The 1,184-nt window shown below is 52.1% G+C and carries 3 protein-coding genes; all 3 read right to left on the minus strand.

Features of this window, described 5'->3' with window-relative positions; all coding sequences use genetic code 11:
• The coding region (locus tag AC438_RS16370; protein WP_202904794.1) for a hypothetical protein at positions 1-427 on the minus strand (427 nt) is incomplete at its 3' end.
• Positions 418-627, minus strand: a complete 210-nt coding sequence (locus AC438_RS16375; protein WP_053982327.1) for a tail protein X — start codon at positions 625-627, stop codon at positions 418-420. The genes AC438_RS16370 and AC438_RS16375, both read right to left, overlap by 10 nt.
• The gene (locus tag AC438_RS16380) at positions 602-1,006 is read right to left on the minus strand and encodes a phage tail protein (RefSeq protein WP_053982328.1); all 405 of its coding nucleotides are present in this window, start codon (positions 1,004-1,006) and stop codon (positions 602-604) included. The genes AC438_RS16375 and AC438_RS16380 overlap by 26 nt, the downstream gene beginning before the upstream one ends.
• Positions 1,007-1,184: the final 178 nt, after the last annotated feature.

Below are 1,184 nucleotides of genomic sequence, written 5' to 3' on the forward strand. Positions count from 1 at the left end.
TCACCGCTGCAAACTCAGCGGACACCTTGGGCACCAAGCCGTGCTCAGCGGCGATTTTTTGAACAATATCTGACAGTGAAATAGCCTCCCACGCGCGCGTTTTTTGACTTTGCATCACCGCCTCGCCCTTATCGCTATTGAGCGATGCCGCACTCGCCTCGATAGTGATTTTGCGCGGCCATCCGCTTTCGCCTATACCACCAACCACAAAGCGCCCTTTAGGCCTTAATACCTCGCCAAAACCGAGCGACACATTGAGCGCAACACCTGCAGGTGGCAAGGCTATTGAGCGCTCTGCCGCCAATACAATGGCCAGTGCATCGCTTTGAGTCCCCGCTTTATCCGTCACGCGTAACACCTCTAAGTTTTGAGCGATTACGCGGGTAATATCCTTGCCACCGGCTTCGACCTTAAAGACTAATCCCATAAACTCACCGCCTTTACCGCCTCAACCCTAGGGCCAAAATCAGGCAATACCACCCTTAAGCCTGCAGGTAACACAGGATGGTATTGCGCTAAATCAGGGTTAGCCTCTAACACATCCACAAAGCGGCTCTCATCGCCATATTCATGCCAGCAAATGCGATCTAGCACATCACCCTCAAGCGTTATGTAAGTTCGCGCCATAAAACGTTAACTCCAGTGTAAATGCTTGCCTGCGCGCAGCGCCGCCGGCGACAAAACGGGTGCCCACCTCTTCGGCATTTGTCACCACCCAATAACCCATGACCTCACCGGTGCCAGCTACCAATAACTGAGGCACGGCTAAATTACCGACGGCCACCAATTCATCGATGCGCCCAATACCCACACCCGCTCTATGCGTTGCCACAATGCCCGACAAAGAAATAGTGGCAGCATCTTTACCCGTATATTGCAGTAAATCATTATTGCCAAAGCGCGCTTGCGCCGCCCAGCGCCAACTGTGCTTTTTAGCCATGCGATCAAAGGCGGCTGTATTGGTACTGAATTTAAAGCTACCCAATTTTAATAATGTACTTGGCATTCAACCCCCTTAAATTACTTAGGTAAATCATAAAGTGGCTGAGTATATAAACCCGAAAGCGCATCACCCACGGCGGCGCCAAGTTCCTCGGGTGATTGACCAGGCGCGGCGACTATTTCAATACGCTCAACCCGCTGATGAACCGTGGCACCTTTGCTAGCAGGCGCCACTTGCGACA

The organism is Marinagarivorans algicola (assembly GCF_001292705.1).
In the GTDB taxonomy this organism is placed as follows: Bacteria; Pseudomonadota; Gammaproteobacteria; order Pseudomonadales; family Cellvibrionaceae; genus Marinagarivorans; species Marinagarivorans algicola.